The organism is Frankia gtarii (assembly GCF_025403375.1).
GTDB lineage: Bacteria > Actinomycetota > Actinomycetes > Frankiales > Frankiaceae > Frankia > Frankia gtarii.
In genome coordinates this window covers 1-477 of sequence record NZ_JAMPTM010000623.1, presented here as the reverse complement: position 1 = coordinate 477, position 477 = coordinate 1, and the positions used below count along the sequence as shown (strand labels likewise).

The following is a 477-nucleotide window of genomic DNA, read 5'->3' as shown; positions in this document are numbered from 1 at the left end:
GCACGAGAGCATCGACATCACCGTCGAGCACCGCCTGGCGCCCGGCCGCCGCGTCGGCGTAGGTACGCACCTCGACGTCGACGTCCAGCGAACGCGCCGCCGCCCCGATCGCCGCCGCCTGCGTGCCGTCCGCCGCCGTCACCGCGACCCGCCGCGCCGACGAACCGCCGACCGCGGCGGTCACCAGCACGCTCGCGGCGATCGCGGCGACGAACAGCGCCGTGGTGATCTGGAACGCCCTCGACCGCACCCGCGTGCCGATCTCCCGGCCGGCGACCAGGCGCAGCACCCGCCACACCCCCAGCCCGCCGGCCGTCTCATCCATCGCCGGCGCTCACCACGTCGCGGAACAGCTCCGCCAGCGACGGTCGGCGGGGGCGGAACTCGCGCACCGGACCGCTGGCCAACGCCGCGCGCAGCACCGCCTGGTCATCCGCCTCCGGCCCGAGCTCGAGCACCGTGCGCGACCCCTGTCTC

Annotated in this window: 1 protein-coding gene and 1 pseudogene; both read right to left on the bottom strand. The window is 76.5% G+C overall.

What is annotated here, in order from left to right:
* Positions 1–325 (bottom strand): annotated as a pseudogene (locus NBZ83_RS32620) (ABC transporter permease); the annotation flags it as partial.
* The gene (locus NBZ83_RS32615) at positions 318–458 is read right to left on the bottom strand and encodes an ATP-binding protein DrrA1-3 family domain-containing protein (protein ID WP_498041106.1); all 141 of its coding nucleotides are present in this window, start codon (positions 456–458) and stop codon (positions 318–320) included. The gene NBZ83_RS32615 and the pseudogene NBZ83_RS32620, both read right to left, overlap by 8 nt.
* Positions 459–477: the final 19 nt, after the last annotated feature.